The following is a 24,908-nucleotide window of genomic DNA, read 5'->3' as shown; positions in this document are numbered from 1 at the left end:
CGCAGGCATTCGTCCGTATCGGTACGGGATCGACGGGAAGGCCCGCCGGACATCAGTCCGGAAGGGTGACGAAATCGATCAATTCCTCTACTCGGCCCAGGAGTTCGGGCTGAAGGTCCCGGTAGGACCGGACCGAGGACAGAATCCGCTGCCAGGCCGCGCCGGTGTTCTCCGGCCAGCCCAGCGCCCGGCACACCCCCGTCTTCCAGTCCTGCCCGCGCGGCACCACCGGCCAGCCGGCGATCCCCACCGACGCGGGCTTCACGGCCTCCCACACGTCGATGTACGGGTGCCCGACCACCAGCACGTTGCCGTCCGACACCTGGGCCGCGATCCGCGACTCCTTGGAACCGGGCACCAGATGGTCGACCAGCACCCCCAGACGGGCGTCCGGCGCGGGCGCGAACTCCCGCACGATCGCCGGCAGGTCGTCGACGCCCTCCAGGTACTCGACGACCACGCCCTCGATGCGCAGGTCGTCGCCCCACACCCGCTCGACCAGCTCCGCGTCGTGCCGCCCCTCCACATAGATCCGCCCGGCCCGCGCCACCCGGGCCCGCGCCCCGGGCACCGCCACCGAACCGGAAGCCGTGCGCGTGGGCCGCACCGGTCCGCCGGCCGACGGGCGCACCAGCGTGACGACCCGGCCCTCCAGCAGGAAGCCGCGTGGCACCATCGGGAAGACCCGGTGCTTGCCGAACCGGTCCTCCAGGGTCACCGTCGGCCCCTCGGCGGTCTTCTCGCACCGGATCACCGCACCGCAGAAGCCGGTGACGGCCTCCTCCACGACCAGATCGGTCTCGGCGGGCACCTCGGGGGCGGGGGCGGACTTCTTCCACGGCGGGGTCAGATCCGGCTGGTAGCTGCGCATCGCACGACGATAAGCGGGGAAGACCCGCGACACGCCGAACCGTGAGGCCGCCCGCCCGGCCGCCCTTCCCCGCTACGACCCGCCGAACCGCGCCGCCGGCGCGTCCCGCTACGACCCGCCGAACCGCGCCGCCAGCGCGTCCCGCTGCGCCCGGACGAACGCCGCGTCCACCACGGCCCCGTGCCCCGGCACGTACAGCGCGTCCTCGCCGCCCAGCTCCAGCAGCCGGTCCAGCGCCGCCGGCCAGCGGGCGGGACGGGCGTCCGGACCGGCCTGCGGTTCGCCCGACTCCTCCACCAGGTCGCCGCAGAACACCAGCGCCGGGGAGCCGGGAACCAGCACCGCCAGGTCGTGGCCGCTGTGCGCCGCGCCCACGTTCACCAGCACCACCTCCCGGCCGCCCAGGTCCAGCGCCCGCTCCCCGTCCACCTCCTCGCGCGGGGCGACCAGCACATCGGCGGACTCCGCCGCGTCCGGCTCGGGCAGGCCCTGGGCCACCGCGTCCGCGTACAGCTCGCCCGCCCCCCGCCGCAGCAGCTCCGCCATCCCCGCGGCGCCGTACACCCGGGCCCCGGCGAACGCGGCCGTGCCCAGCACATGATCGAAATGAGGGTGACTGAGTGCGATGTGCGTCACCCTCCGGCCGAGCAGTGCCTCCGCCTGCGTACGCAATTCGACGCCCTCACGCAGTGACGCACCGGTGTCGCAGAGCAGCACTCCGTCCGCACCGGCCACCAAAAGGGCCGTCGCGTCCCACACCGGCAGGCGCCGGCGGCCCGCTCCGTGACCCAGCCGCTCCCACCCGAAGTCTTCCCAAGAGGCGTCCATGCGGCGACGCTATCGGCAGCGACCTGCGCGGTCCCCCGGCAGCGTGGCCGACCGCTCTTGCTAGGAAGCCACCCCGTCGCCGTACACTGGCCGGGGATCGCTGGCACTCGTACGCACCGAGTGCCAGGAGGAATCCCGGGAACGGCCCGAGGACCACGAGATGGACAGCTGGAGGTGTGCGCGCGATGCTCAGCGAACGCAGACTCGAAGTGCTGCGCGCCATCGTCCAGGACTACGTCGGCACCGAGGAGCCCGTCGGCTCCAAGGCGCTCACGGAGCGGCACAAGCTGGGGGTCTCCCCGGCCACCGTCCGCAACGACATGGCGGTGCTGGAGGACGAGGGCTTCATCGCCCAGCCCCACACCAGCGCCGGGCGTATTCCGACGGACAAGGGCTACCGGCTCTTCGTCGACAAGCTCGCGGGCGTCAAGCCCCTCTCGTCGCCGGAGCGCCGCGCCATCCAGAACTTCCTCGGCGGCGCGGTCGACCTCGACGACGTCGTGGGCCGCACCGTACGGCTGCTCGCGCAGCTGACCCGGCAGGTCGCCGTCGTGCAGTATCCCTCGCTGACCCGTTCGACGGTGCGGCACGTGGAACTGCTGTCCCTGGCCCCGGCGCGGCTGATGCTCGTGCTGATCACGGACACCGGCCGGGTCGAACAGCGGCTGGTCGACTGCCCGGCGCCGTTCGGCGAGACCGCGCTCGCGGACCTGCGGGCCCGGCTCAACAGCCGGGTGGTGGGACGCCGTTTCGCGGACGTCCCGCAGCTGGTGCAGGACCTGCCGGAATCCTTCGAGAGCGAGGACCGGGGAACCGTGTCCACCGTCCTCTCGATCCTGCTCGAAACCCTCGTCGAGGAGACGGAGGAGCGGCTGATGATCGGCGGCACCTCCAACCTCACCCGCTTCGGACACGACTTCCCGGTGATGATCCGGCCGGTGCTTGAGGCACTGGAGGAGCAGGTCGTGCTGCTGAAGCTGCTCGGCGAGGCCACGGACTCGGGCATGACCGTACGCATCGGGCACGAGAACGCCCACGAGGGGCTCAACTCCACGTCCGTCGTCGCGGTCGGCTACGGTTCGGGCGACGAGGCAGTCGCCAAACTCGGCGTGGTCGGACCGACCCGCATGGACTACCCCGGAACGATGGGAGCGGTACGCGCAGTGGCACGTTACGTCGGACAGATCCTGGCGGAGTCGTAAGTGGCCACGGACTACTACGCCGTACTCGGCGTGCGCCGCGACGCTTCCCAGGACGAGATCAAGAAGGCCTTCCGGAGGCTCGCCCGCGAGCTGCACCCGGACGTCAACCCCGATCCGAAGACCCAGGAGCGGTTCAAGGAGATCAACGCCGCCTACGAGGTGCTGTCGGACGCCCAGAAGAAGCAGGTCTATGACCTCGGCGGCGACCCCCTCTCCCAGTCCGGGGGCGGCGGCGCCGGCGGCTTCGGCCAGGGCGGCTTCGGCAATTTCTCGGACATCATGGACGCGTTCTTCGGTACGTCGTCGCAGCGCGGACCCCGTTCGCGCACCCGGCGCGGCCAGGACGCCATGATCCGGCTGGAGATCGACCTCGCCGAGTCGGCCTTCGGGACCACCAAGGACATCCAGGTCGACACGGCCGTCGTCTGCACGACGTGCAGCGGCGAGGGGGCGGCCCCCGGCACCTCCGCGCAGACCTGCGACATGTGCCGCGGCCGCGGTGAGGTCTCCCAGGTCACCCGGTCCTTCCTCGGCCAGGTCATGACCTCGCGGCCCTGCCCGCAGTGCCAGGGCTTCGGTACGGTCGTGCCGACCCCCTGCCAGGAGTGCGCCGGCGACGGCCGCATCCGCTCGCGGCGCACGCTGACCGTGAAGATCCCCGCCGGTGTCGACAACGGCACCCGCATCCAGCTCGCGGGCGAGGGCGAGGTCGGCCCCGGCGGCGGCCCCGCCGGCGACCTCTACGTCGAGATCCACGAGCTGCCGCACGCGGTGTTCCAGCGCCGCGGGGACGACCTGCACTGCACGGTCACCATCCCCATGACGGCTGCGGCCCTCGGCACCAAGGTGCCGCTGGAGACGCTGGACGGCATGGAGGAGGTCGACATCCGGCCGGGCACCCAGTCCGGCCAGTCCGTCCCGCTGCACGGGCGCGGCATCACGCACCTGCGCGGCGGCGGACGCGGCGACCTCATCGTGCACGTCGAGGTGATGACCCCGACGAAGATGGACCCCGAGCAGGAACGCCTCCTGCGCGAACTGGCCAAGCTGCGCGGCGAGGAGCGGCCCACCGGCCAGTTCCAGCCCGGCCAGCAGGGCCTGTTCTCCCGCCTGAAGGACGCCTTCAACGGCCGCTGACGGCATCCACGCGGTACGGACCCGGCCTCCGGGTCCGTACCGCGCCGGGACCGGACACTGTCGCGGGGCGGGCATCACGGGACAGGGAGGACATGACACGATGCGGTCATGTCCTCCGCGCTGACCGATCTCTGCCGGCACCCGATCGTGCAGGCCCCCATGGCCGGCGGTCCCTCCTGCCCGCAGCTCGCCGCGGCCGTCTCCGAGGCCGGCGGGCTCGGCTTCCTGGCCGCCGGGTACAAGACGGCGGACGGCATCCGCGATGAGATCGACCAGGTGCGCGGCCTGACCGGGCAGCCCTTCGGCGTCAACCTCTTCATGCCGCAGCAGAGCCACGCCGACCCCGCGGCCCTGGAGGCCTACCGCCTCCGGCTCGCGGGCGAAGCCGCCTGGTACGAGACGGCCCTCGGCGACACCGACGTCCCCGGCGACGACGGGTACGAGGACAAGCTCGCCGTCCTCCTCGACGCCCCGGTCCCGGTCGTCTCCTTCACCTTCGGCTGCCCCTCGCGCGACACCCTCGACGCCTTCGCCGCGGCCGGTACGTACACCGTCGTCACCGTCACCTCGCCCGAGGAGGCCCAGGCCGCCCAGTGGGCCGGGGCCGACGCCGTCTGCGCCCAGGGCACCGAGGCGGGCGGCCACCGCTCCACCTTCCAGGACGACCCGGCCACCGAGGACGGCGGCACGGGGCTGCTCAGCCTGGTCACCCAGGTCCGCGAGACCGTGCAGATACCGGTCATCGCCGCGGGCGGCCTGATGCGCGGCTCGCAGATCGCCGCCGTGCTCGCGGCGGGCGCCGACGCCGCCCAGCTGGGCACCGCCTTCCTGCCCTGCCCGGAGTCCGGCGCCCATGTGCTGCACAAGAAGGCCCTGACCAACCCGCTGTTCGTCCGGACCACCCTGACCAGGGCGTTCTCCGGACGCCCGGCACGCGGCCTGGTCAACCGCTTCGTGCGCGAGCACGGCCCGTACGCCCCGGCCGCCTACCCCCAGGCCCACCACATGACCTCCGTGCTGCGCAAGGCGGCCGCGAAGGCCGGGGACGCACAGGGCATGGCGCTGTGGGCCGGGCAGGGCCACCGGATGGCCCGCGAACTGCCGGCGGCCCGGCTGGTCCGGCTGCTCGCCGAGGAACTGGACGCCGCACGGACGGCAGTGAGCACGAGGAGCACCCAGTGACGGCACCCGTCTTCGTCGTCGAACAGCTGCCGGACGCACCGGAGTTCGTTCTCGACGGCCCCGAGGGGCGGCACGCGGTCTCCGTGAAGCGGCTGCGCACCGGCGAGGAGGTCGTCCTGACCGACGGCCGCGGCCGCTGGGCCCAGGGCGTCGTGCGCTCCGCCGAGGGCAAGGACCGGCTGGTCGTCGGCGGGCTGGACCCGGTCCACGAGGAGCCGGCCCCGGCCGTCCGGATCACCGTCGTCCAGGCCCTGCCCAAGGGGGACCGGGGTGAGGTCGCCGTGGAGACGATGACCGAGACCGGTGCCGACGGGGTCGTGCCGTGGCAGGCGGCGCGCTGTGTCACCCAGTGGAAGGGCGACCGCGGCCTCAAGTCCCTGGCGAAGTGGCGCAGTACGGCCCGGGAGGCCGGCAAGCAGTCCCGCCGGGTGCGCTTCCCCGACGTGGCCGACCTGGCCACCACCAAGCAGGTCGCGGCGCTGCTGGCCGCGGCGGACTTCGCGGCCGTCCTGCACGAGGACCGCGCCTGCGACAGCGAGGCCCTGGCCACCGTCGCCCTGCCCGACGCGGGCGAGATCGTGCTGGTCGTCGGCCCCGAGGGCGGTGTCTCCCCGGACGAACTGGCCGCGTTCACCGCCGCCGGTGCCCGCACCTGCCGGCTCGGCCCCTCGGTCCTGCGCACCTCGACGGCGGGCACCGCGGCGACCGCGCTGCTGCTGGGACGTACGGGGCGCTGGTCGTAAACCGTCCCCGATGGGGTGGTTGTGCCCGGAAGTGCACTACCGCGTCGCCAGGCGCGGTGGGAGGCTGCCCGTATGGGGACATCAAGGGCATGGGGCCGGCGTACGGCCCGTCGCTTTCCGGCCGCACTCTGCCTCGCCGCCGCGGCCGTCACCGGTCTCGCGGCCTGTGAACCGGCGGACGGTGTCGGCGCGTTGAACACCGCGTCCGTCGCCGTGACCACCGACCGGACCGCCACCCGCGCGCTGGAGCACGAAGGCGTCCATGTGCGCTGGCTGACCTGCACGGCTTCCCTCGACGGGGGCGGCGCCACCCGCCCCGCGGCGCCCTCCGCCTCCCCGCGCCGAGTGGCCGAGGTCCACTGCGACGGCGAGACGAGGTCCGGCGGGGACATCGCGCTGGACGGGCGGGTGACCCATGCCGTCGAAGGCCGGTGCGTGCGCGGCGACATGACCGCGAAGACCGGCGGGCGCGCCGTCTTCCGGGCCGCCCTGCTCGGCGACTGCACCACCCCGGCCACGACCGCGCCGCCCGCCGGAGGCCCGGGCCGGGGCAACGGCCCGACAGCCACGGTGACGGTCACGGTCACCGCGTACCCCGGCAAATAGCGGTGTGGCCACGACGGTTGACGGATTACCCGGCCCGCACGTCCCCGGGGCGCAGGCGGCGGTGGGTGACGTACTCCGGCCAACCCCGTGCCACCAGGCACACCCGCGGCCTAGGGTGATCGTGTGACACAGCCTTCCTACCTCCGGTACCCCCATGTCCAGGGTGACTTGATCGCCTTCACCGCCGAGGACGACGTCTGGCTCGCCCCGCTCGACGGCGGCCGGGCGTGGCGGGTCAGCGCAGACAACCGTCCCGTGACCCAGCCGCGCATATCGCCCGACGGCACCCTCGTCGCCTGGACCTCCACCCGTGACGGGGCGCCCGAAGTGCACCTCGCACCCGCGGACGGCGGACCCTCACGCCGGCTCACCCACTGGGGAGACACCCGCACCACCGTGCGCGGCTGGACCCCCGAAGGGGACGTACTGGTCACCAGCACCCAGGGCCAGGTCTCGCTGCGCCGCAGCTGGGCCAGGGCCGTCCCGGTCGACGGCGGTCCCGCGCGGATCCTCCCGTACGGCCCCGTCGGCTCCCTCGCGTACGGGCCCGGCGGACGCGTCCTGCTGCTCTCGGCCACCATGGGGCGCGAGGCCGCCACCTGGAAGCGCTACCGGGGCGGCACGGCCGGCAAGCTCTGGATCGCGGCCGAGGGCGACCCGCTGGAGTTCGTCCGCGTCCACGAGGACCTCGACGGCAACCTCGAATGCCCGATGTGGGTGGGGGAGCGCATCGCGTTCCTCTCCGACCACGAGGGCGTCGGCGCCCTCTACTCCTCGCTGCCCGACGGCACGGACCTGCGCCGGCACACCCCCGTCGACGGCTTCTACGCGCGACACGCCACCACCGACGGCACTCGGGTCGCCTACGCCTCCGCCGGTGAACTCTGGCTCCTGGACGGCCTGGAGGGCGACGAGCCCCGCCGCGTCGAGATCCGGCTCGGCGGCCAGCGCGCCGACCTCCAGCCTTACCCGCTGCACGCCGACAGCCACCTGACCAGCGCCTCGCCCGACCGCACCGGCCGGGGCAGCGCCGTCCTGTCGAGGGGCGCCGTCCACTGGGTCACCCACCGCGAGGGCCCGGCCCGCGCGCTCGCCGCCGAACCCGGCGTACGGGCCAGGCTGCCGCGCACCTTCCAGGCCGACGGCGACCAGCACGTCGTCTGGGTCACCGACGCCGAGGGCGACGACGCGCTGGAGATCGCCCCCGCCACCGGCACCTCGCCGGGCGCCGTGCCCCGCCGCCTGGCGGCCGGCCGGATCGGCCGCGTACTGGACCTCGCCCCCGCCCCCGACGGCAGCCGGTTCGCGGTCGCCGCGCACGACGGCCGCGTGCTCATCGTCGAGCGGGACAGCGGCGAGATCCACGAGGTGGACCGCAGCGAGCACGGCGACGCCTCAGGCCTGGCCTGGTCGCCCGACTCCGCGTGGCTCGCCTGGTCGCACCCCGGCCCCGAGCCGCTCAGCCAGCTCAAGCTGGCCCATATCGCCGACCTCTCGGTCTCCGAGGCGACCCCGCTGCGGTTCCGGGACTTCGCGCCCGCCTTCACCACCGACGGCAAGCATCTCGCCTTCCTCTCCGAGCGCGCCTTCGACCCCGTCTACGACGCGCACGTCTTCGACATGGCGTTCATCGGGTCCTGCCGGCCGCACCTGCTGACGCTCGCGGCGACCACGCCTTCCCCCTTCGGGCCGCAGCTGCACGGCCGGCCCACGGAGAAGGAGAAGGGCGCCGACGGCGAGGACAACCCCACCGCGCTCCCCATCACCCGCATCGACCTGGACGGCCTCGCCGACCGGATCGTGCCCCTTCCCGTCGAGGCCGCCGTCTACTCCTCGCTCCGTGCCGCGCGGGACGGGCTGCTCTGGCTGCGCCACCCGCTCACCGGGGTCCTCGGCACCAGCGGCGCCGGGCCGGACGCGCGGCGCCCGGACACCGTCCTGGAGCGGTACGACCTGGAGAAGCTGCGCTGCGAGGAACTCACCTCGGACATCAGCCGTTTCGCGGTCAGCGGTGACGGGAAGCGGCTCGCGGTCATCAACCACGGCAAGCTGTCCGTCGTCCCCTCCGACAGCCGCGTGCCCGCCGGTGACGACGACCACGACGACGCCGTGACCGTCGACCTCTCCCGGATCCGCCGCACCCTCGACCCGGCCGCCGAGTGGCGCCAGATGTACGCCGAGGCCGGCCGCGTCATGCGGGACAACTTCTGGCGGCCCGACATGGGCGGCGTCGACTGGGACGGCGTCCTGGACCGCTACCGCCCGGTCCTGGAGCGCGTCGCGACCCACGACGACCTCATGGACCTGCTCTGGGAGGTCCAGGGCGAGCTGGGCACCTCGCACGCCTACGTGACCCCGCCCGGCGGGTGGCGCGACGAGGCGGCCCGGCAGGGGCTGCTCGGGGCGGACCTCTCCCGCGCGGAGGACGGCAGCTGGCGCATCGACCGCGTGCTGCCCTCCGAGACCTCGGACCCGGCGGCCCGCTCGCCGCTCGCCGCGCCGGGCGTGGCGGTCCGGGCCGGGGACGCGGTCCTGGCCGTCGACGGGCACCCCGTCGACCCCCTGACCGGCCCCGCGCCGCTGCTCACCGGCTCGGCCGGCAAGCCCGTCGAGCTGACGGTCTCCCCGGCCGACGGGGGCGACCCGCGCCACGTCGTCGTCGTACCCGTCGCCGACGAGGAGGCCCTGCGCTACCACGCGTGGGTCGCCGACCGGCGGGCGTACGTGCACGAGCGCTCGGGCGGCCGGCTGGGCTACCTCCACGTCCCCGACATGGTCGGCGGCGGCTGGGCCCAGATCCACCGCGACCTGCGCACCGAGATGGCGCGCGAGGGCCTGGTCGTGGACGTCCGGGAGAACCGGGGCGGCCACACCTCCCAGCTCGTCGTCGAGAAGCTGGCCCGCCGCATCGTCGGCTGGGACCTCCCGCGCGACGTGCGGCCCTACAGCTACCCGGCCGACGCGCCGCGCGGGCCGGTCGTGGCCGTCGCGAACGAGTTCTCCGGCTCGGACGGCGACATCGTGAACGCCGCGATCAAGGCCCTGAAGATCGGGCCCGTGGTCGGCGTGCGCACGTGGGGCGGCGTGGTCGGCATCGACAGCCGCTACCGGCTGGTCGACGGCACGCTGGTCACCCAGCCGAAGTACGCGTTCTGGCTGGAGGGGTACGGGTGGGGCGTCGAGAACCACGGCGTCGATCCGGACGTGGAGGTCGTGATGACGCCGCGGGATCACGCCGAGGGGCGTGATCCGCAGTTGGACGAGGCGGTGCGGATCGGGCTGGAGTCGTTGGAGCGGGTGCCGGCGAAGGTGCCGCCGGAGCTGCCGGGGCTGTCCGGCTGAGGCGGGCGGGTGGGGGCGGTGCGCCTGCGGCGGGCCTGTTCCCCACCCCGCCCCTTCCCGGACCCGGGGCTCCGCCCCGGACCCCGCGCCTCAATCGCCGGCGGGGCTGAAAGCGCCGCCGCAGGTGTGCGGCGGCGGCGGCAAAATCAAGCCCCTCCGGCGATTGATGACCGGGGGTACGGGGGCAGCGCCCCCGAAAGCCGTCGCCCCCGGGCCCGCCCGGATAGGCTGGCCCGCAACGGATCACCCGAGACCCAAGGAGCGCGCAAGCAAATGGCAGGAGAACCCCAGCCCGACTGCCTGTTCTGCAAGATCGTCTCGGGCGAGATCCCGGCCACCATCGTCCGCGAGACCGACACCACCGTCGCCTTCCGCGACATCAACCCCCAGGCCCCCACCCACGTACTGGTCATCCCGCGCCTGCACCATCCGGACGCCGCCGCCCTCGGCGCCGCCGAACCGCAGGTGCTCGCCGACGTGCTGTGCGAGGCGGGCAACGTGGCGGCGGACGAGAAGATCGACCAGAGCGGGTACCGGGTCGTGTTCAACACCGGCGCCGGCGCCGGCCAGACCGTCTTCCACGCGCACGCGCACGTGCTGGGCGGCCGCGGCCTGGAATGGCCGCCCGGATAGATGTCCGCACGTGAACTCGTCGTGCTCGGGACCGCCAGCCAGGTCCCGACACGGCACCGCAACCACAACGGCTATCTGCTGCGCTGGGACGGCGAGGGCATCCTCTTCGACCCCGGCGAGGGCACCCAGCGCCAGATGCTGCGGGCCGGTGTCGCCGCGCACGACATCAACCGGATCTGCGTCACGCACTTCCACGGCGACCACTCGCTCGGCCTCGCCGGGGTGATCCAGCGGATCAACCTCGACCAGGTCCCCCACCCGGTGACCGCCCACTACCCGGCGAGCGGGCAGCACTTCTTCGACCGGCTGCGGTACTCCACCGCCTACCGCGAGACCGTGCGGCTGACCGAGGCCCCGGTCGCCGCCGACGGGCCGCTGGCCACCACCGCCGCGTACACGCTCGACAGCCACCGGCTCTCGCACCCCGTCGAGTCGTACGGCTACCGGCTCACCGAGCCCGACGGGCGGCGCATGCTGCCCGCGAAGCTCGCCGAGCACGGCATCGAGGGGCCCGACGTCGGACGCCTCCAGCGCGAGGGTGACCTCGGCGGGGTCACCCTCGCGGACGTGTCCGAGCCCAGGCGCGGACAGCGGTTCGCGTTCATCATGGACACCAGGCTCTGCGACGGCGTGTACGCCCTCGCCGAGGGGTGCGACCTGCTGGTCATCGAGTCGACCTTCCTCGACGAGGACCGGAGACTGGCCGCGGACCACGGCCACCTGACCGCGGCCCAGGCGGCCACGGTCGCCCGGGAGGCGGGCGTACGGCATCTCGTCCTCACGCACTTCTCCCAGCGCTACCCGGAGCCGGAGGCCTTCGAGGCCGAGGCGAGGGGGGCCGGGTACGAGGGCGGGCTGACCGTCGCGGAGGATCTGATGCGGGTAGCGGTGCCGAGCCGTCACCCGTGACAGCCCCCCACCCAGCACCACCTGCGTAAGTGAGAAACACCGTGCACCTCCCCAAAGCGGAACTCCACCTCCACATCGAGGGGACCCTCGAACCGGAACTGGCCTTCGCGCTCGCCGCGCGCAACGGCGTGACCCTGCCGTACGCGGACACCGAGGCCCTGCGCACCGCGTACCTCTTCGAGGACCTGCAGAGCTTCCTGGACCTCTACTACGCGCTGATGGCGGTGCTGCGGACCGAGGACGACTTCACCGAGCTCGCCGACGCCTACCTCGCCCGCGCCGCCGCCCAGGGGGTGCGGCACGCCGAGATCTTCTTCGACCCGCAGGCCCACACCGCACGCGGCGTGCCCATCGGCACCGTCGTCGAGGGTCTCGGCCGGGCGCTGGAGCGCAGCGAGGAGAAGCACGGCGTCTCCACCCAGCTGATCATGTGCTTCCTGCGCGACCATTCCGCCGAATCGGCCCTGGAGACCCTGGAGGCGGCCCGGCCGCACCTGCACCGGATCAGCGCCGTCGGCCTGGACTCCGCCGAAGTCGGCCACCCGCCCGTGAAGTTCCGCGAGGTGTACGAACGGGCCGGGGAGCTCGGCCTGCGCAAGGTCGCCCACGCGGGGGAGGAGGGGCCGCCCTCCTACATCCGCGAGGCGCTCGACGTGCTGGGCGTGGAGCGGATCGACCACGGGCTGCGCTGCATGGAGGACCCGGACCTGGTGAAGCGGCTGGTCGCGGAGCGCGTACCGCTCACGCTGTGCCCGCTGTCCAACGTACGGCTGCGCGCGGTCGACACGCTGGAGCAGCACCCGCTGCCCGCCATGCTGGAGGCCGGGCTGCTCTGCACGGTCAACTCCGACGACCCCGCCTACTTCGGCGGGTACGTCGGAGACACCTTCCACGCCGTGCACGAGGCCCTCGGCCTGGACCGCGAGCAGCTGCGCACGCTGGCCCGCAACTCCTTCGAGGCGGCCTTCCTCGACCACGACGAGGAGCGCAGGACGCGCTACTTGTCGGAGGTCGAGGCGTACGCGTTCGACTGACCGCCCTCCGGGCCGGCCGTGCGGAACGCGTTCCTGCCGAGGCGCCTGCGGCGCAGGGCCGGGATGCTGATCTCCGTGACGGCCTGCTCGGGCGCGCCCACCTTGGGCACCGCGCCGGGCACCGCGCCCGTGGTGACGGCGAGCAGGGCCGCGGGCGCACCGCCCCGGCGGCGTACCGAACCGGGCACCAGCGGACGGCCGCCGGTGTGCAGCGCCACCGCGGTCACCGGGAGCGCTATCAGCAGGGTCGTCACGCCCAGGATCAGGCCCATCCCCTGGTAGCCGGCCTCCTCGGAGAGCACACTGCCGAGCACCGGCCCGCAGGCGACGCCGACGGACGAGGCGGACCCGGCGAGGACCGCCCAGCGACCGCGTACGTCGAGGGAGGCGGCCAGGCCGATCAGGTACGAGAGGACCACCGGGTAGACGGTGTTCCAGAGGATCTCGCCGGTCGCGAAGGAGCCGAAGCCGTCGGCGGAGGAGCTGAGCACGATGCTCCCCGCGATGACCGCGGTGCCCACGCCGATCGGGACCGCGCGGCCGAGCTTGGAGCCGAGCACCCCGGCGCCCATCACGCCGAGCAGCCCGGCGCCGAGCGCGGCGGCGAACACGGCACCGATGGTCACCTCGGACAGCCCGACCTGGTCCACGCCGATCCGGCTGCTGACGCCCCACAGCGCGTTCTGCGCCATCGACCAGACGAGCATGCCGCCCGCGAGGACCAGGCCGGAGCGGCGGTTGGGCAGCCGGCCCGCCGCGGGGACGGCCGGTCCGGCCGGGGCGGAGCCGCCGAGCCGGGAGGTGGCCGGCCAGACCAGGAGCGCGACCAGGGCGATCGAGGCGAACGGCAGCCGGTGGCCGCCGCCCAGGTGCGGGACCGTCAGGTACAGGGCGCCCGCGGTCGCCGAGACGCTCAGCAGGCCCAGGGACGAGGTGCGGTGCGGGTCGCGCTGGGCGGCGATGCCCGCCGCCGCGACGGCGGTCGCCGTACCGGAGCCGAAGCCGCCGACCACGGCGCCGGTGACGATCAGCGGCACGGACCCGGCCAGCGCGGCGCAGCCGTACCCCACCACGCACAGGATCAGTCCCACGCGTGCCGGTCTGCACGGCCCGTACGTCTCCACGCGACCCGCCAGGGAGAAGCCGGCGGAGGCCGAACTCAGCAGCAGCGCGCTGCCGACGAGCCCGGCCTGCGCCGTGCTGAGGCCCAGGTAGACGGAGAGCCGTCCCACGATGGTGGGGAGGAGATAGGCGGCGAGGTAACCGGCGGTGAACACGGCGACCAGGGGCCACGCGGCGCGAGGGCGCGAGGACATGGGCGTTCCTGAAGACATGCCGGGAGACGGCAGAAGGCAGAGGGGGAAATACGAGGAAATCGGCGCTTCCGTCGGGTACGTCTCCAACGGTGCTCGCGGGCCAATTTGTATCAAGTGCTCCCGGCCCACCGAAAGCCGGTCTTCTGTGATCTGGGGCACATTTGTGTTTACGTGGTTCTCGGATGGGTAGCTGCGGATGTTTACGCAGGTCAGCTGCCGTGAACACACGCACGGCGCGCACTCGTCCATCACCGCCGCGTATCGGGCACACTGGCCGCAACCGCCACGACCGGGGAGTGCAAGGTGAGCGCTGACATTCCGCAGATCGACCCGCTGGACGGGCTGCGCGCCCCGCAGGACCCCGACTGCGACGTCTTCCTCACCGGCACGGTCTTCCTCGACATCATCTTCACCGGCCTGGACAGCGCCCCCGTGCGCGGCACCGAGTCCTGGGCCCGCGGCATGGGCTCCAGCCCCGGCGGCGTCGCCAACATGGCGACCGCGCTGGCCCGCCTCGGCCTGCACACCTCCCTGGCCGCCGCGTTCGGCGACGACCACTACGGCGAGTACTGCTGGGACGCGCTCGAACAGGGCGAGGGCATCGACCTCTCCCGGTCGCACACCGTCCGCGGCTGGCACTCCCCGGTGACCGTCTCCATGGCGTACGAGGGCGAGCGGACGATGGTCTCGCACGGCCACGAGGCCCCGGCGCTCCCCACCACCGCCTCGCCCGAGGCCCCCGCCTTCCCCCGCTGCCCGCCCAGGGCCCGGGCCGCCGTCACCTCGCTCGTCCCCGGCCGCACCGAACCCTGGGTCGCCGAGGCCGCCCGCCGGGGAGCCCTGATCTTCGGGGACGTCGGCTGGGACGAGACCGGGCGCTGGGACCTGGACGCCCTGAACGGCCTGGAGCACTGCCACGCCTTCCTGCCCAACGCCGGGGAGGCGATGCGCTACACCCGTACCGACTGCCCCCGGGCCGCCGCGCACGCCCTCGCCGAACGCGTACCGCTCGCCGTCGTCACCCTCGGCTCCGAGGGCGCCTACGCGGTCGACGCGGTCACCGGAACCGCCGCCGAGGTGCCGGCCATCGAGGTCGAGGCCCTGGACCCCACCGGGGCGGGCGACGTCTTCGTGGCCGGCTTCGTCACCGGCACCCTGGCCGGCTGGCCCCTCGCCGACCGCCTCGCCTTCGCCGGACTGACCGCGGCCCTCTCCGTCCAGGAGTTCGGCGGCTCGCTCTCGGCCCCCGGCTGGGCGGAGATCGCCGCCTGGTGGCAGCAGGTGCGCACCTGCGCCGGCCAGGACCCGGCGGCGCTCAGGCGCTACGCCTTCCTCGACGACCTGCTGCCGGCCGCCGCCCGCCCGTGGCCGCTGCGCCGGGCCGTACCCACGATCGGCTTCCGCCCGTAATCCCACCGCCCCGGAAAACCTCTGGTGTTGTCACCGCGGAGTCGTAGGCTTGTGACACACGAGGTTTTCGAGCAGCGAGAACCCTGCAACGGGAGGTATGCGCAGGCCCGAGGGCCGGCCCATGACTCAGTCACCCACACAGCCGCAGGCGCGTGCCCACATCAGCATCCCGGCCGCTCACCCGATGGTGATGCTGCTGGGAGCGGGCGACTCGCTGCTGCGCGTGATCGAAGCGGCGTTCCCGGCGGCCGACATCCACGTCCGGGGCAATGACATAAGCGCGACGGGCAACGCGGCGGACATCGCCCTGATCCAGCGCCTGTTCGACGAGATGGTGCTGGTGCTCCGCACCGGACAGCCGATGACGGAGGACGCCGTGGAACGGTCGATCGCGATGCTCAAGGCCAGTGACAACGGTCAGGCGGACGGCACCGAGACCCCGGCCGAGGTGCTCACGCAGAACATCCTCTCCAGCCGCGGCCGCACGATCCGTCCCAAGACGCTCAACCAGAAGCGGTACGTCGACGCGATCGACAAGCACACGATCGTCTTCGGCATCGGCCCCGCCGGTACGGGCAAGACCTACCTCGCCATGGCCAAGGCGGTCCAGGCCCTGCAGTCCAAGCAGGTCAGCCGGATCATCCTGACCCGCCCGGCCGTCGAGGCGGGCGAGCGCCTCGGCTTCCTGCCCGGCACGCTGTTCGACAAGATCGACCCGTATCTGCGCCCGCTCTACGACGCGCTGCACGACATGCTCGACCCCGACTCGATCCCGCGCCTGATGGCAGCGGGCACGATCGAGGTGGCACCGCTGGCATACATGCGTGGAAGAGCCCAACCCGTCTTTACCAATGTGCTGACGCCGGACGGCTGGCGCCCCATCGGCACCCTTGAGGTAGGTGACCTCGTCATCGGCTCCGACGGTGCGCCTACACCGGTGCTCGGCGTGTACCCGCAGGGCGAGAAGGACATCTACCGAGTCAGCGCGCAGGACGGCTCCTGGACCCTGTGCTGTGGTGACCACCTGTGGACGGTTCGTACGGCGTCGGACAAGCGGCGGGACAAGCCGTGGCGGGTCCTGGAGACCAAGGAGATGATCGGCAACCTTCGTGCGGCACACGCGCGCCGTTACGAGCTTCCGATGCTCACCGCGCCGGTCAGCTTTCCCGAGCGCGAGGTTCCCATGGACCCGTACGCGCTGGGGCTGCTGCTGGGCGATGGTTGCCTGACCGGTTCGACGACCCCCTCGTTCGCCACCGAAGACCCCGAGCTGGCCGAGGCCCTGGAGAGTTCGCTGCCAGGCGTTTCCGTACGTCACAAGGGCGGGCCCGACTACATCCTGAACCGGGTGAAGGCTCCGGGCGATGTGGTGACGCTGGAGAACCCGGTCACTCGTGGGCTGCGTGAACTCGATCTGGTGGGCACGCGCTCCCACTCCGAGTTCGTTCCGGACGCGTACCTCTTCAACTCCGCCGAGGTCCGTCTCGCGGTCCTTCAAGGTCTGCTCGACGCGGACGGAGGTCCGGTCACCCAAACGGACCGCACCTGCCGGATCCAGTACTCAACGGCGTCCATCCTTCTGCGCGACGACGTGATCGCCCTCGTGCAATCCCTCGGTGGCGTCGCCTATACCCGGTGCAGGGCCGCCGAAGGCCGTGCACCGGTGCTGGCGAGGGGACGCGAGGTCCACCACCGTTACGACTTGCACGTCGTCGACATCCGGCTCCCCGAGGGCATCGAGCCCTTCCGTCTCGCTCGCAAGGCGGAGAAGTATCACGCCGCGGGCGGCGGCGGTCGTCCGATGCGTTTCATCGACAGCATCGAGCCGGCCGGCCGAGAGGAGGCCGTGTGCATCCAGGTGGCGGCGGAGGACTCGCTCTACGTCACTCAGGACTACCTGCTGACGCACAACACGCTCAACGACGCCTTCATCATCCTGGACGAGGCGCAGAACACCAGCGCCGAGCAGATGAAGATGTTCCTCACCCGGCTCGGCTTCGATTCCAAGATCGTCGTCACCGGCGACATCACCCAGGTCGACCTGCCGACGGGGACGAAGAGCGGTCTGCGTCAGGTCCAGGAGATCCTGGAGGGCATCGACGACGTGCACTTCTCCCGCCTCACCTCCCAGGATGTCGTCCGGCACAAGCTGGTCGGCCGTATCGTCGACGCGTACGAGAAGTACGACAACAGCAAGGGCGAGCAGGACGGCAGCGGCCATCGGGGCCGCGGCCGCCACAACGGGAAGCAGTAGCAGCGCACCATGTCGATCGACGTCAACAACGAGTCCGGAACCGAGGTCGACGAGCAGGCGATCCTCGACATCGCCCGCTACGCGCTCGCACGCATGCGGATCCACCCCCTCTCCGAGCTGTCGGTGATCGTGGTGGACGGCGCCGCGATGGAGCAGCTGCACATCCAGTGGATGGACCTGACGGGCCCGACGGATGTCATGTCCTTCCCCATGGACGAGCTGCGTCCGCCGGCCAAGGACGACGAGGAGCCCCCGCAGGGGCTCCTCGGTGACATCGTGCTCTGCCCCGAGGTCGCCAAGAAGCAGGGCGAGGAAGCCGAGACGCAGCACTCCATGGACGAGGAGCTTCAGCTGCTCACCGTCCACGGGGTGCTGCACCTGCTGGGCTACGACCACGAGGAGCCGGACGAGAAGGCCGAGATGTTCGGCCTCCAGGCGGCCATCGTGGACGGCTGGCGCGGTGAGCGCGGGCTGACCGGCCCGTCCCCCGCCCCGACCGTCTCGTGAGCCTGCCGCTGATCTTCGGCGTCGTCCTGCTGGTCGTCGGCGGCTGGCTCGCGGCCTGCGCCGAGGCCGGCATCGCCCGTACGTCGAGCTTCCGGGCGGCCGAGGCGGTCCGCTCGGGGCGGCGCGGCAGCGCCAAGCTGGAACAGGTCGCGGCCGATCCGACGCGTTATCTCAACGTCGCCCTGCTGGTGCGGGTCGCCTGCGAGATGGCCGCCGGGGTGCTCGTCACCTACGCCTGCCTGAAGGAGTTCCCGGAGACCTGGGAGGCGCTGGCCGTCGCCATCGGCGTGATGGTCCTCGTCTCCTACGTCGCGATCGGCGTCTCGCCGCGCACCATCGGCCGCCAGCACCCGCTGAACACGGCCACCGCCTCGGCGTACGTGCTGCTGCCGCTGGCCCGGATCATGGGGCCGATCCCGCAGCTGCTGATCCTCATCGGCAACGCGCTGACCCCCGGCAAGGGCTTCCGCAAGGGCCCGTTCGCCAGCGAGGCGGAGCTGCGGGCCATGGTGGACCTCGCCGAGCAGGAGTCGCTGATCGAGGACGAGGAGCGCCGCATGGTGCACTCCGTCTTCGAGCTCGGTGACACGCTGGTGCGCGAGGTGATGGTCCCGCGCACCGACCTCGTCTGCATCGAGCGCTACAAGACGATCCGGCAGGCGCTCACCCTCGCGCTGCGCTCCGGTTTCTCGCGCATCCCGGTCACCGGCGAGAACGAGGACGACATCGTCGGGATCGTCTATCTGAAGGACCTGGTCCGCAAGACGCACATCAACCGGGAGTCGGAGGCCGATCCGGTCTCCACGGCGATGCGCCCGGCGGCGTTCGTGCCCGACACGAAGAACGCCGGTGACCTGCTGCGCGAGATGCAGCAGGAGCGCAGCCACGTCGCCGTCGTCATCGACGAGTACGGCGGCACGGCGGGCATCGTCACCATCGAGGACATCCTGGAGGAGATCGTCGGCGAGATCACCGACGAGTACGACCGCGAACTGCCGCCCGTCCAGGAGTTGGAGAACGGCTGCTTCCGAGTGACCGCCCGGCTCGACATCGGAGACCTCGGCGAGCTGTTCGGCCTCGACGAGTACGACGACGAGGACGTGGAGACGGTCGGCGGCCTCCTCGCGAAGGCGCTCGGCCGGGTCCCGATCGCCGGCGCGTCCTCGGAGGTCGAACTGCCCGACGGGCGGCGGCTGCGGCTCACCGCTGAGTCCCCGGCGGGCCGCCGGAACAAGATCGTCACGGTCCTTGTGGAGCCGGTGGCTCCCGAGCAGGAGGAGACGCCGGAATGACACCGCAGCAGCTGAGGGCGTTCTGCCTGGGCTTCAACGCGAGCGTCGAGGAGTTCCCGTTCGGGCCGGAGGCGTCCGTCTTCAAGGTGCTCGGCAAGATGTTCGCGCTGAGCGCGCTGGACGCCCGGCCGCTGACGGTGAACCTCAAGTGCGACCCCGACGAGGCGATGCGGCTGCGCGAGGAGTACGAGGCGGTGGCGCCGGGCTGGCACATGAACAAGCGCCACTGGAACACCGTCACGGTCTCCGGACTGCCCGACGCGAAGCTGCGCGAGCTGGTCGAGGACAGCTACGACCTGGTCGTGGCCGGCCTCCCCAGGGCGGAGCGGCTCCGCCTCGACCGGCCCTGAGGCGCACCGGGCCGGGCTCCCGCGTGCCCGGCCCCGCGCCGGGCTTCGTATGCTCGGCACATGACTGAGAGCACCGACCTCGGGGCCGAGGACCGCAAGATCGTCACCCTGGCGCGCAGCGCCCGCGCCCGCAACGGGGTGCCGGAGGGCGCGGCCGTCCGGGACGAGACCGGACGCACCTACGTGGCGGGGACCGTGGAGCTGGACTCGCTGAAGCTCAGCGCCCTGCGGACGGCCGTCGCGATGGCCGTGGCCAGTGGGGCCAAGTCCCTGGAGGCCGCCGCGATCGTCTCCGAGGCCGAGACCCCCTCCGACGAGGACCGGGCCGCCGTACGGGACCTGGGCGGGGCCGGCACGCCGGTGCTGCTCGCCGGGCCGGACGGACAGCTGCGGCTCAGCGTCACGGCCGGCTGACCTCCGCACGCACGGGCGCCCCGTTTCACCGCGCCGTGACGCGCCCGGCGCGGGCGTGGCGGGGCCGCCAGGACGGGGCCCGGGGGCCGTGACGGGCGCCTCGGTGCCCCGCGGCTCCCGGGATCGGGGACAATGGGCGCCATGAGCGTTCGCCCTAACCCCGAAGCCGCCGCGCGGCAGGCCGAGAACCCCGCCCCCCACCGGGCCGGTTTCGCCTGCTTCGTGGGACGCCCCAACGCGGGCAAGTCCACCCTGACGAACGCTCTGGTCGGGCGGAAGGTGGCCATCACCTCCAACCGTCCGCAGACGACCCGGCACACCGTGCGCGGCATCGTGCACCGGCCGGACGCCCAGCTGATCCTGGTCGACACCCCCGGGCTCCACAAGCCGCGCACCCTGCTGGGCGAGCGGCTCAACGACATCGTGCGCACCACGTGGGCCGAGGTCGACGTCATCGGCTTCTGCCTGCCCGCCGACCAGAAGCTCGGCCCCGGCGACAAGTACATCGTCAAGGAGCTCGCGGGCATCAAGAAGACGCCCAAGATCGCGATCATCACCAAGACCGACCTGGTCGAGTCCAAGCAGCTCGCCGAACAGCTGCTGGCCGTCTCCCGGCTCGGCGAGGAGCTCGGCTTCGAGTGGGCGGAGATCATCCCCGTCTCGGCCGTCAAGGACCAGCAGGTCGACCTGCTGTCCGACCTGATCGCCCCGCTCCTTCCCGAGAGCCCCCCGCTCTACCCGGAGGGCGACCTCACCGACGAGCCGGAGATGGTCATGGTCGCGGAGCTGATCCGCGAGGCCGCGCTCGAAGGCGTACGTGACGAGCTGCCGCACTCCATCGCGGTCGTCGTCGAGGAGATGCTGCCGCGCGAGGACCGGCCGGCGGACAAGCCGCTGCTGGACATCCACGCCAACGTCTACATCGAGCGCCCCAGCCAGAAGGGCATCATCATCGGCCCGAAGGGCAAGCGCCTGAAGGACGTCGGCACCAAGTCCCGCAAGCACATCGAGGCCCTGCTCGGCACCCCCGTCTTCCTCGACCTGCACGTCAAGGTCGCCAAGGACTGGCAGCGCGACCCGAAGCAGCTGCGGAAGCTGGGGTTCTGAGCCGGCACCGCGAACCGGCGGCCGGAGGCCGGCGCAGCCGCCCGAAGCCGCTGAGGCCCCCTGGGGCCGAGGGGTGCGAGGGGGCCGTGTGGGTGGGTCCCGAAGCAGCTGCGGAAGCTGGGGTTCTGAGCCGGCACCGCGAACCGGCGGCCGGAGGCCGGCGCAGCCGCCCGAAGCCGCTGAGGCCCGTCAGGCGCCCCGGCCCGTTCCCCGTCTCACGCGCCCTCCTTCAGGACGCGTGAGATCAAGGCGCGCTGGGCGTCGGTCAGGCGGGGGTCCACGCAGTGCACGGTGCGGCCGTCGACCGTTATCCGGTAGCTGAAGCCGTCCGGGACGCCCCTGGGCGCGGCGGCCTGGCCGCCGGCGAGGGCCGAGACCGCCAGGGCCTCCCACTCCTGGGCGTCGGCCCGTCCGGACGTGTCGATCTCGCGGTGGCGCGCGATACCGGCGAAGCCGCCGGTCCTGCTCACCTGAATCCGCATGCGGTGTCCTTCCACGGCGGACGGGCCGGTCGGAGGGTGTTGTGAGCGGCTGGGGTGCCTAACTGGTCGGAACGCCCACCTCCGACCACGCCTTGAGGACGGCCTCCACCTCGTCGCCCTCGCCGAAGCGGCTGCGTGCCGCCGCCACGGTGAGCCGGGCGAAGTCCGCGAAGTCCGCGTCCACCGCCAGTTCACCACCTGTGAGCACATCGAACCAGAGCTGGCCCGCCCGCTCCCAGGAACTGCCGCCGAGCGCGGTCGCCAGGAGGTAGAACGCGCGGTTGGGGATGCCGGAGTTGAGATGCACCCCGCCGTTGTCATCGCCGGTGTGGACGTAGTCGTCCATGGAGGCCGGCTGCGGGTCCTTGCCGAGCACGTCGTCGTCGTACGCCGTGCCGGGCGCCTTCATCGAGCGCAGGGCCACACCCTGGACCCGGGGCGCGAGCAGCCCCTCGCCGATCAGCCAGTCGGCCTGCTCGGCGGTCTGGCCCAGGGAGTACTGCTTCACGAGGGAGCCGAAGACGTCCGAGACCGACTCGTTGAGCGCGCCGGACTGGCCGTAGTAGCTGAGGTTGGCCGTGTACTGCGTGAGCCCGTGGGCCAGTTCGTGGGCGATGACGTCGATGGCGACGGTGAAGTCGAGGAAGATCTCGCCGTCCCCGTCGCCGAAGACCATCTGTTCGCCGTCGAAGAAGGCGTTGTTGTACTTCTCGTCGTAGTGGACGGAACCGATCAGCGGCAGACCGTTGCCGTCGATGGAACGCCGGCCGTAGGCGGTGAGCAGCAGGTCGAAGGTGGCGCCGAGGCCCGCGTACGCGCGGTTGACGCTGGCGTCCTTCGTGGGCTTCTCGCCCTCGCCGCGGACCTTGGTGCCCGGCAGGTCCGTGCCGTGGCGGCAGTCGTAGAGCGTGCGGTCGGGCTTGGCGGAGCCGTCGTCCTCGGGCTGAGCGGTGGGGGTGGGCCGGACGACGGTGGTCATCCGGCGGCGGGTGCGTCGGGCCGCGTCGGACTCCAGGGTGCGGCGGGCCGGGTCCGCGAGGACGGGGTCGTCGGACTGGGACAGCTTGTCGAGGAGGTGGGGCGGGACGATGGTGCAGAAGACGGGGTGGAACCCCTGCTGTGAACGAGGCTGCATACACACGACTGTGGCACTGCGTAAGCACAATGTCACTGGTTGCAACCGGGGTTGATGAAATGGAGTGATTGGTCACCGTTGGGCGTTTAGAACGTCCGATCCCGCATACTGATACAGCACCCACGTCTCCGGTGTCCCTCGGCTAATCTCGACGCATCATGCGTTTCGGGCTGCTTCTTCTTAGCTGCCGCGGCGAGGGCCTGTAGTCGTAGGCCGACCCCCTCCCCGCGGAGTCTGGTGTTGCAGTGACACAGTCGGCCGTCCCGTAGAAGGACCCCGAGGAGCCCTACGCCATGACCGAAGTGAATCCCGCCCAGACCCCCGCCTCGCAGGCCGTCGGCCGCCCCACGCCAATCACCAACGCCACGGTGCTGCAGAAGCCGTCCGGGATGCCGGTCCACAAGTACGGCCGCTACGAGGCAGTGGACATCCCCGACCGCACCTGGCCGGAGCAGCGGATCACCAAGGCTCCCCGCTGGCTCTCCACCGACCTGCGCGACGGCAACCAGGCCTTGATCGACCCCATGTCGCCGGCCCGCAAGCGCGAGATGTTCGACCTGCTCGTACGCATGGGCTACAAGGAGATCGAGGTCGGCTTCCCGTCCTCGGGCGAGACCGACTTCGCGTTCGTCCGCTCCATCATCGAAGAGGGCGCGATCCCCGAGGACGTGACGATCTCCGTCCTGACGCAGGCCCGCGAGGAACTGATCGAGCGAACCGTTGAATCACTGGTCGGTGCTCGACGCGCCACCGTCCACCTGTACAACGCGACCGCCCCCACCTTCCGCCGCGTGGTCTTCCGCGGCTCCCGCGAAGAGGTCAAGCAGATCGCGGTGGACGGCACCCGGCTGGTCATGGAGTACGCCGAGAAGATCCTGGGCGAGGAGACGGTCTTCGGCTACCAGTACAGCCCCGAGATCTTCACCGACACCGAGCTGGACTTCGCCCTGGAGGTCTGCGAGGCCGTCTGTGACGTGTGGCAGCCCGAGGAGGGCCGCGAGATCATCCTCAACCTGCCCGCCACCGTCGAGCGTTCGACGCCGTCCACGCACGCGGACCGGTTCGAGTGGATGTCGCGCAACCTGTCGCGCCGCGAGTTCGTCTGCCTGTCCGTCCACCCGCACAACGACCGCGGCACCGCCGTCGCCGCCGCCGAACTGGCCCTGATGGCCGGGGCGGACCGGATCGAGGGCTGCCTGTTCGGCCAGGGGGAGCGCACCGGCAACGTCGACCTGGTGACGCTGGGCATGAACCTGTTCTCGCAGGGCGTCGACCCGCAGATCGACTTCTCGCAGATCGACGAGATCCGCCGCACCAGCGAGTACTGCAACCAGATGGAGGTCCACCCGCGCCACCCCTACGCGGGCGACCTGGTCTACACCGCCTTCTCCGGCTCCCACCAGGACGCCATCAAGAAGGGCTTCGACGCCATGGAGGCCGACGCGGCGGCCCAGGGCAAGACGGTGGACGACATCGAGTGGGCGGTCCCGTACCTGCCGATCGACCCGAAGGACGTCGGCCGCTCCTACGAGGCGGTCATCCGCGTCAACTCGCAGTCCGGCAAGGGCGGCATCGCGTACGTCCTGAAGAACGACCACAAGCTGGACCTGCCGCGCCGGATGCAGATCGAGTTCTCCCGGATCATTCAGGCCAAGACCGACGCCGAGGGCGGCGAGGTCACGCCGACGCAGATCTGGACCACGTTCAAGGACGAGTACCTGCCCAACCCCGAGAACGCCTGGGGACGCGTACAGATCCGCTCCGGCCAGAGCACGACCGGTTCCGACGGCCGGGACACGATCACCGTCGAGGCGACCGTGGACGGCACGGACACCGTGCTGACCGGTACCGGCAACGGCCCGATCTCGGCCTTCTTCGAAGCGCTGCAGGCCATCGGCATCGACGCCCGGCTGCTGGACTACACCGAGCACACCATGAGCGAGGGCGCGAGCGCGCAGGCCGCCTCGTACATCGAGTGCGCCATCGACGGAAAGGTGCTGTGGGGCATCGGCATCGACGCCAACACCACCCGCGCCTCGCTGAAGGCGGTCGTCTCGGCCGTCAACCGCGCCACCCGCTGATCCGGCGCCCGAAAGGCCCCGAAGTCGTACGGTCCGCGAACCCCGTCCACCCGTCTCCGGGGGGCGGGGTTCG

At 72.0% G+C, this 24,908-nt stretch carries 22 protein-coding genes; 17 read left to right on the top strand and 5 right to left on the bottom strand.

Annotated features, from left to right (window positions below; all coding sequences use genetic code 11):
* Window positions 1–52: 52 nt before the first annotated feature.
* A complete protein-coding gene (locus tag OG242_RS09180; protein ID WP_405897674.1) occupies window positions 53–871 on the bottom strand; it encodes a DUF3097 domain-containing protein in 819 nt (272 codons plus the stop codon).
* Window positions 872–979: 108 nt separating this feature from the next.
* Window positions 980–1,699 (bottom strand): MBL fold metallo-hydrolase, encoded by a 720-nt coding sequence (locus OG242_RS09175; RefSeq protein WP_405897673.1) that lies wholly within the window; start codon window positions 1,697–1,699, stop codon window positions 980–982.
* A gap of 185 nt (window positions 1,700–1,884) precedes the next feature.
* Here OG242_RS09175 and hrcA point away from each other — a divergent pair, with 185 nt between their 5' ends.
* The 9 genes from hrcA to OG242_RS09130 all read left to right on the top strand — a co-directional run bounded on the left by hrcA (window position 1,885) and on the right by OG242_RS09130 (window position 12,487).
* On the top strand, window positions 1,885–2,901 hold the full coding sequence (gene hrcA, locus OG242_RS09170; RefSeq protein WP_405897672.1) for a heat-inducible transcriptional repressor HrcA: 1,017 nt from the start codon (window positions 1,885–1,887) through the stop codon (window positions 2,899–2,901).
* Window positions 2,902–4,038: a molecular chaperone DnaJ gene (gene dnaJ / locus OG242_RS09165; protein ID WP_405897671.1), complete on the top strand. Its 1,137-nt coding sequence runs from the start codon at window positions 2,902–2,904 to the stop codon at window positions 4,036–4,038.
* Window positions 4,039–4,146: 108 nt separating this feature from the next.
* Window positions 4,147–5,220: a nitronate monooxygenase gene (locus OG242_RS09160; protein WP_405897670.1), complete on the top strand. Its 1,074-nt coding sequence runs from the start codon at window positions 4,147–4,149 to the stop codon at window positions 5,218–5,220.
* Window positions 5,217–5,963, top strand: coding sequence for a 16S rRNA (uracil(1498)-N(3))-methyltransferase (locus OG242_RS09155; protein ID WP_405897669.1), 747 nt, complete (start codon window positions 5,217–5,219; stop codon window positions 5,961–5,963). Before OG242_RS09160 ends, OG242_RS09155 begins: the two co-directional genes overlap by 4 nt.
* 72 nt (window positions 5,964–6,035) lie before the next feature.
* Window positions 6,036–6,569, top strand: coding sequence for a hypothetical protein (locus tag OG242_RS09150; RefSeq protein WP_405897668.1), 534 nt, complete (start codon window positions 6,036–6,038; stop codon window positions 6,567–6,569).
* Window positions 6,570–6,692: 123 nt separating this feature from the next.
* Window positions 6,693–9,911 carry a S41 family peptidase gene (locus OG242_RS09145; protein ID WP_405897667.1) on the top strand — a complete coding sequence of 1,073 codons (3,219 nt, stop codon included), beginning with the start codon at window positions 6,693–6,695 and terminating at the stop codon, window positions 9,909–9,911.
* Window positions 9,912–10,184: 273 nt separating this feature from the next.
* Window positions 10,185–10,544, top strand: a complete 360-nt coding sequence (locus OG242_RS09140; protein ID WP_405897666.1) for a histidine triad nucleotide-binding protein — start codon at window positions 10,185–10,187, stop codon at window positions 10,542–10,544.
* The gene (locus OG242_RS09135; RefSeq protein ID WP_405897665.1) at window positions 10,545–11,453 is read left to right on the top strand and encodes a ribonuclease Z; all 909 of its coding nucleotides are present in this window, start codon (window positions 10,545–10,547) and stop codon (window positions 11,451–11,453) included.
* A 41-nt stretch (window positions 11,454–11,494) separates the two neighbouring features.
* A complete protein-coding gene (locus OG242_RS09130) occupies window positions 11,495–12,487 on the top strand; it encodes an adenosine deaminase (RefSeq protein WP_405897664.1) in 993 nt (330 codons plus the stop codon).
* Here OG242_RS09130 and OG242_RS09125 read toward each other — a convergent pair.
* Window positions 12,451–13,803 carry an MFS transporter gene (locus OG242_RS09125; protein WP_405897663.1) on the bottom strand — a complete coding sequence of 451 codons (1,353 nt, stop codon included), beginning with the start codon at window positions 13,801–13,803 and terminating at the stop codon, window positions 12,451–12,453. The two genes, OG242_RS09130 and OG242_RS09125, sit on opposite strands and share 37 nt — an antisense overlap.
* A gap of 303 nt (window positions 13,804–14,106) precedes the next feature.
* On the opposite strand from OG242_RS09125, the gene OG242_RS09120 reads away from it, so the two are divergent.
* From OG242_RS09120 to era, 7 genes are all read left to right on the top strand, one after another.
* Complete coding sequence (locus OG242_RS09120; RefSeq protein WP_405897662.1) at window positions 14,107–15,213, top strand: PfkB family carbohydrate kinase; 1,107 nt, start codon at window positions 14,107–14,109, stop codon at window positions 15,211–15,213.
* Between the two features lie 121 nt (window positions 15,214–15,334).
* Window positions 15,335–17,467, top strand: coding sequence for a PhoH family protein (locus OG242_RS09115; protein WP_405897661.1), 2,133 nt, complete (start codon window positions 15,335–15,337; stop codon window positions 17,465–17,467).
* A 9-nt stretch (window positions 17,468–17,476) separates the two neighbouring features.
* Window positions 17,477–17,974 (top strand): rRNA maturation RNase YbeY, encoded by a 498-nt coding sequence (gene ybeY / locus OG242_RS09110; protein WP_405897660.1) that lies wholly within the window; start codon window positions 17,477–17,479, stop codon window positions 17,972–17,974.
* Window positions 17,971–19,266 carry a hemolysin family protein gene (locus tag OG242_RS09105; RefSeq protein ID WP_405897659.1) on the top strand — a complete coding sequence of 432 codons (1,296 nt, stop codon included), beginning with the start codon at window positions 17,971–17,973 and terminating at the stop codon, window positions 19,264–19,266. Before ybeY ends, OG242_RS09105 begins: the two co-directional genes overlap by 4 nt.
* Window positions 19,263–19,616 (top strand): MmcQ/YjbR family DNA-binding protein, encoded by a 354-nt coding sequence (locus tag OG242_RS09100; protein ID WP_405897658.1) that lies wholly within the window; start codon window positions 19,263–19,265, stop codon window positions 19,614–19,616. Before OG242_RS09105 ends, OG242_RS09100 begins: the two co-directional genes overlap by 4 nt.
* 60 nt (window positions 19,617–19,676) lie before the next feature.
* A complete protein-coding gene (locus tag OG242_RS09095; RefSeq protein ID WP_405897657.1) occupies window positions 19,677–20,030 on the top strand; it encodes a cytidine deaminase in 354 nt (117 codons plus the stop codon).
* A gap of 132 nt (window positions 20,031–20,162) precedes the next feature.
* Entirely contained in the window at window positions 20,163–21,137 is a 975-nt protein-coding gene (era, locus tag OG242_RS09090; RefSeq protein ID WP_405897656.1) for a GTPase Era, read from the top strand.
* Between the two features lie 215 nt (window positions 21,138–21,352).
* On the opposite strand, the gene OG242_RS09085 is transcribed toward era, so the two are convergent.
* The gene (locus tag OG242_RS09085; protein ID WP_405897655.1) at window positions 21,353–21,619 is read right to left on the bottom strand and encodes a protealysin inhibitor emfourin; all 267 of its coding nucleotides are present in this window, start codon (window positions 21,617–21,619) and stop codon (window positions 21,353–21,355) included.
* A gap of 58 nt (window positions 21,620–21,677) precedes the next feature.
* Window positions 21,678–22,754, bottom strand: a complete 1,077-nt coding sequence (locus OG242_RS09080; RefSeq protein WP_405897654.1) for a M4 family metallopeptidase — start codon at window positions 22,752–22,754, stop codon at window positions 21,678–21,680.
* A 293-nt stretch (window positions 22,755–23,047) separates the two neighbouring features.
* Here OG242_RS09080 and leuA point away from each other — a divergent pair, with 293 nt between their 5' ends.
* On the top strand, window positions 23,048–24,835 hold the full coding sequence (gene leuA / locus OG242_RS09075) for a 2-isopropylmalate synthase (protein WP_405897653.1): 1,788 nt from the start codon (window positions 23,048–23,050) through the stop codon (window positions 24,833–24,835).
* Window positions 24,836–24,908: the final 73 nt, after the last annotated feature.

The organism is Streptomyces sp. NBC_00727, from assembly GCF_045161745.1.
Taxonomy (GTDB): Bacteria; Actinomycetota; Actinomycetes; order Streptomycetales; family Streptomycetaceae; genus Streptomyces.
Note: the sequence above shows the minus strand (reverse complement) of the source record. Positions and strands in the feature narration are given on the sequence as shown.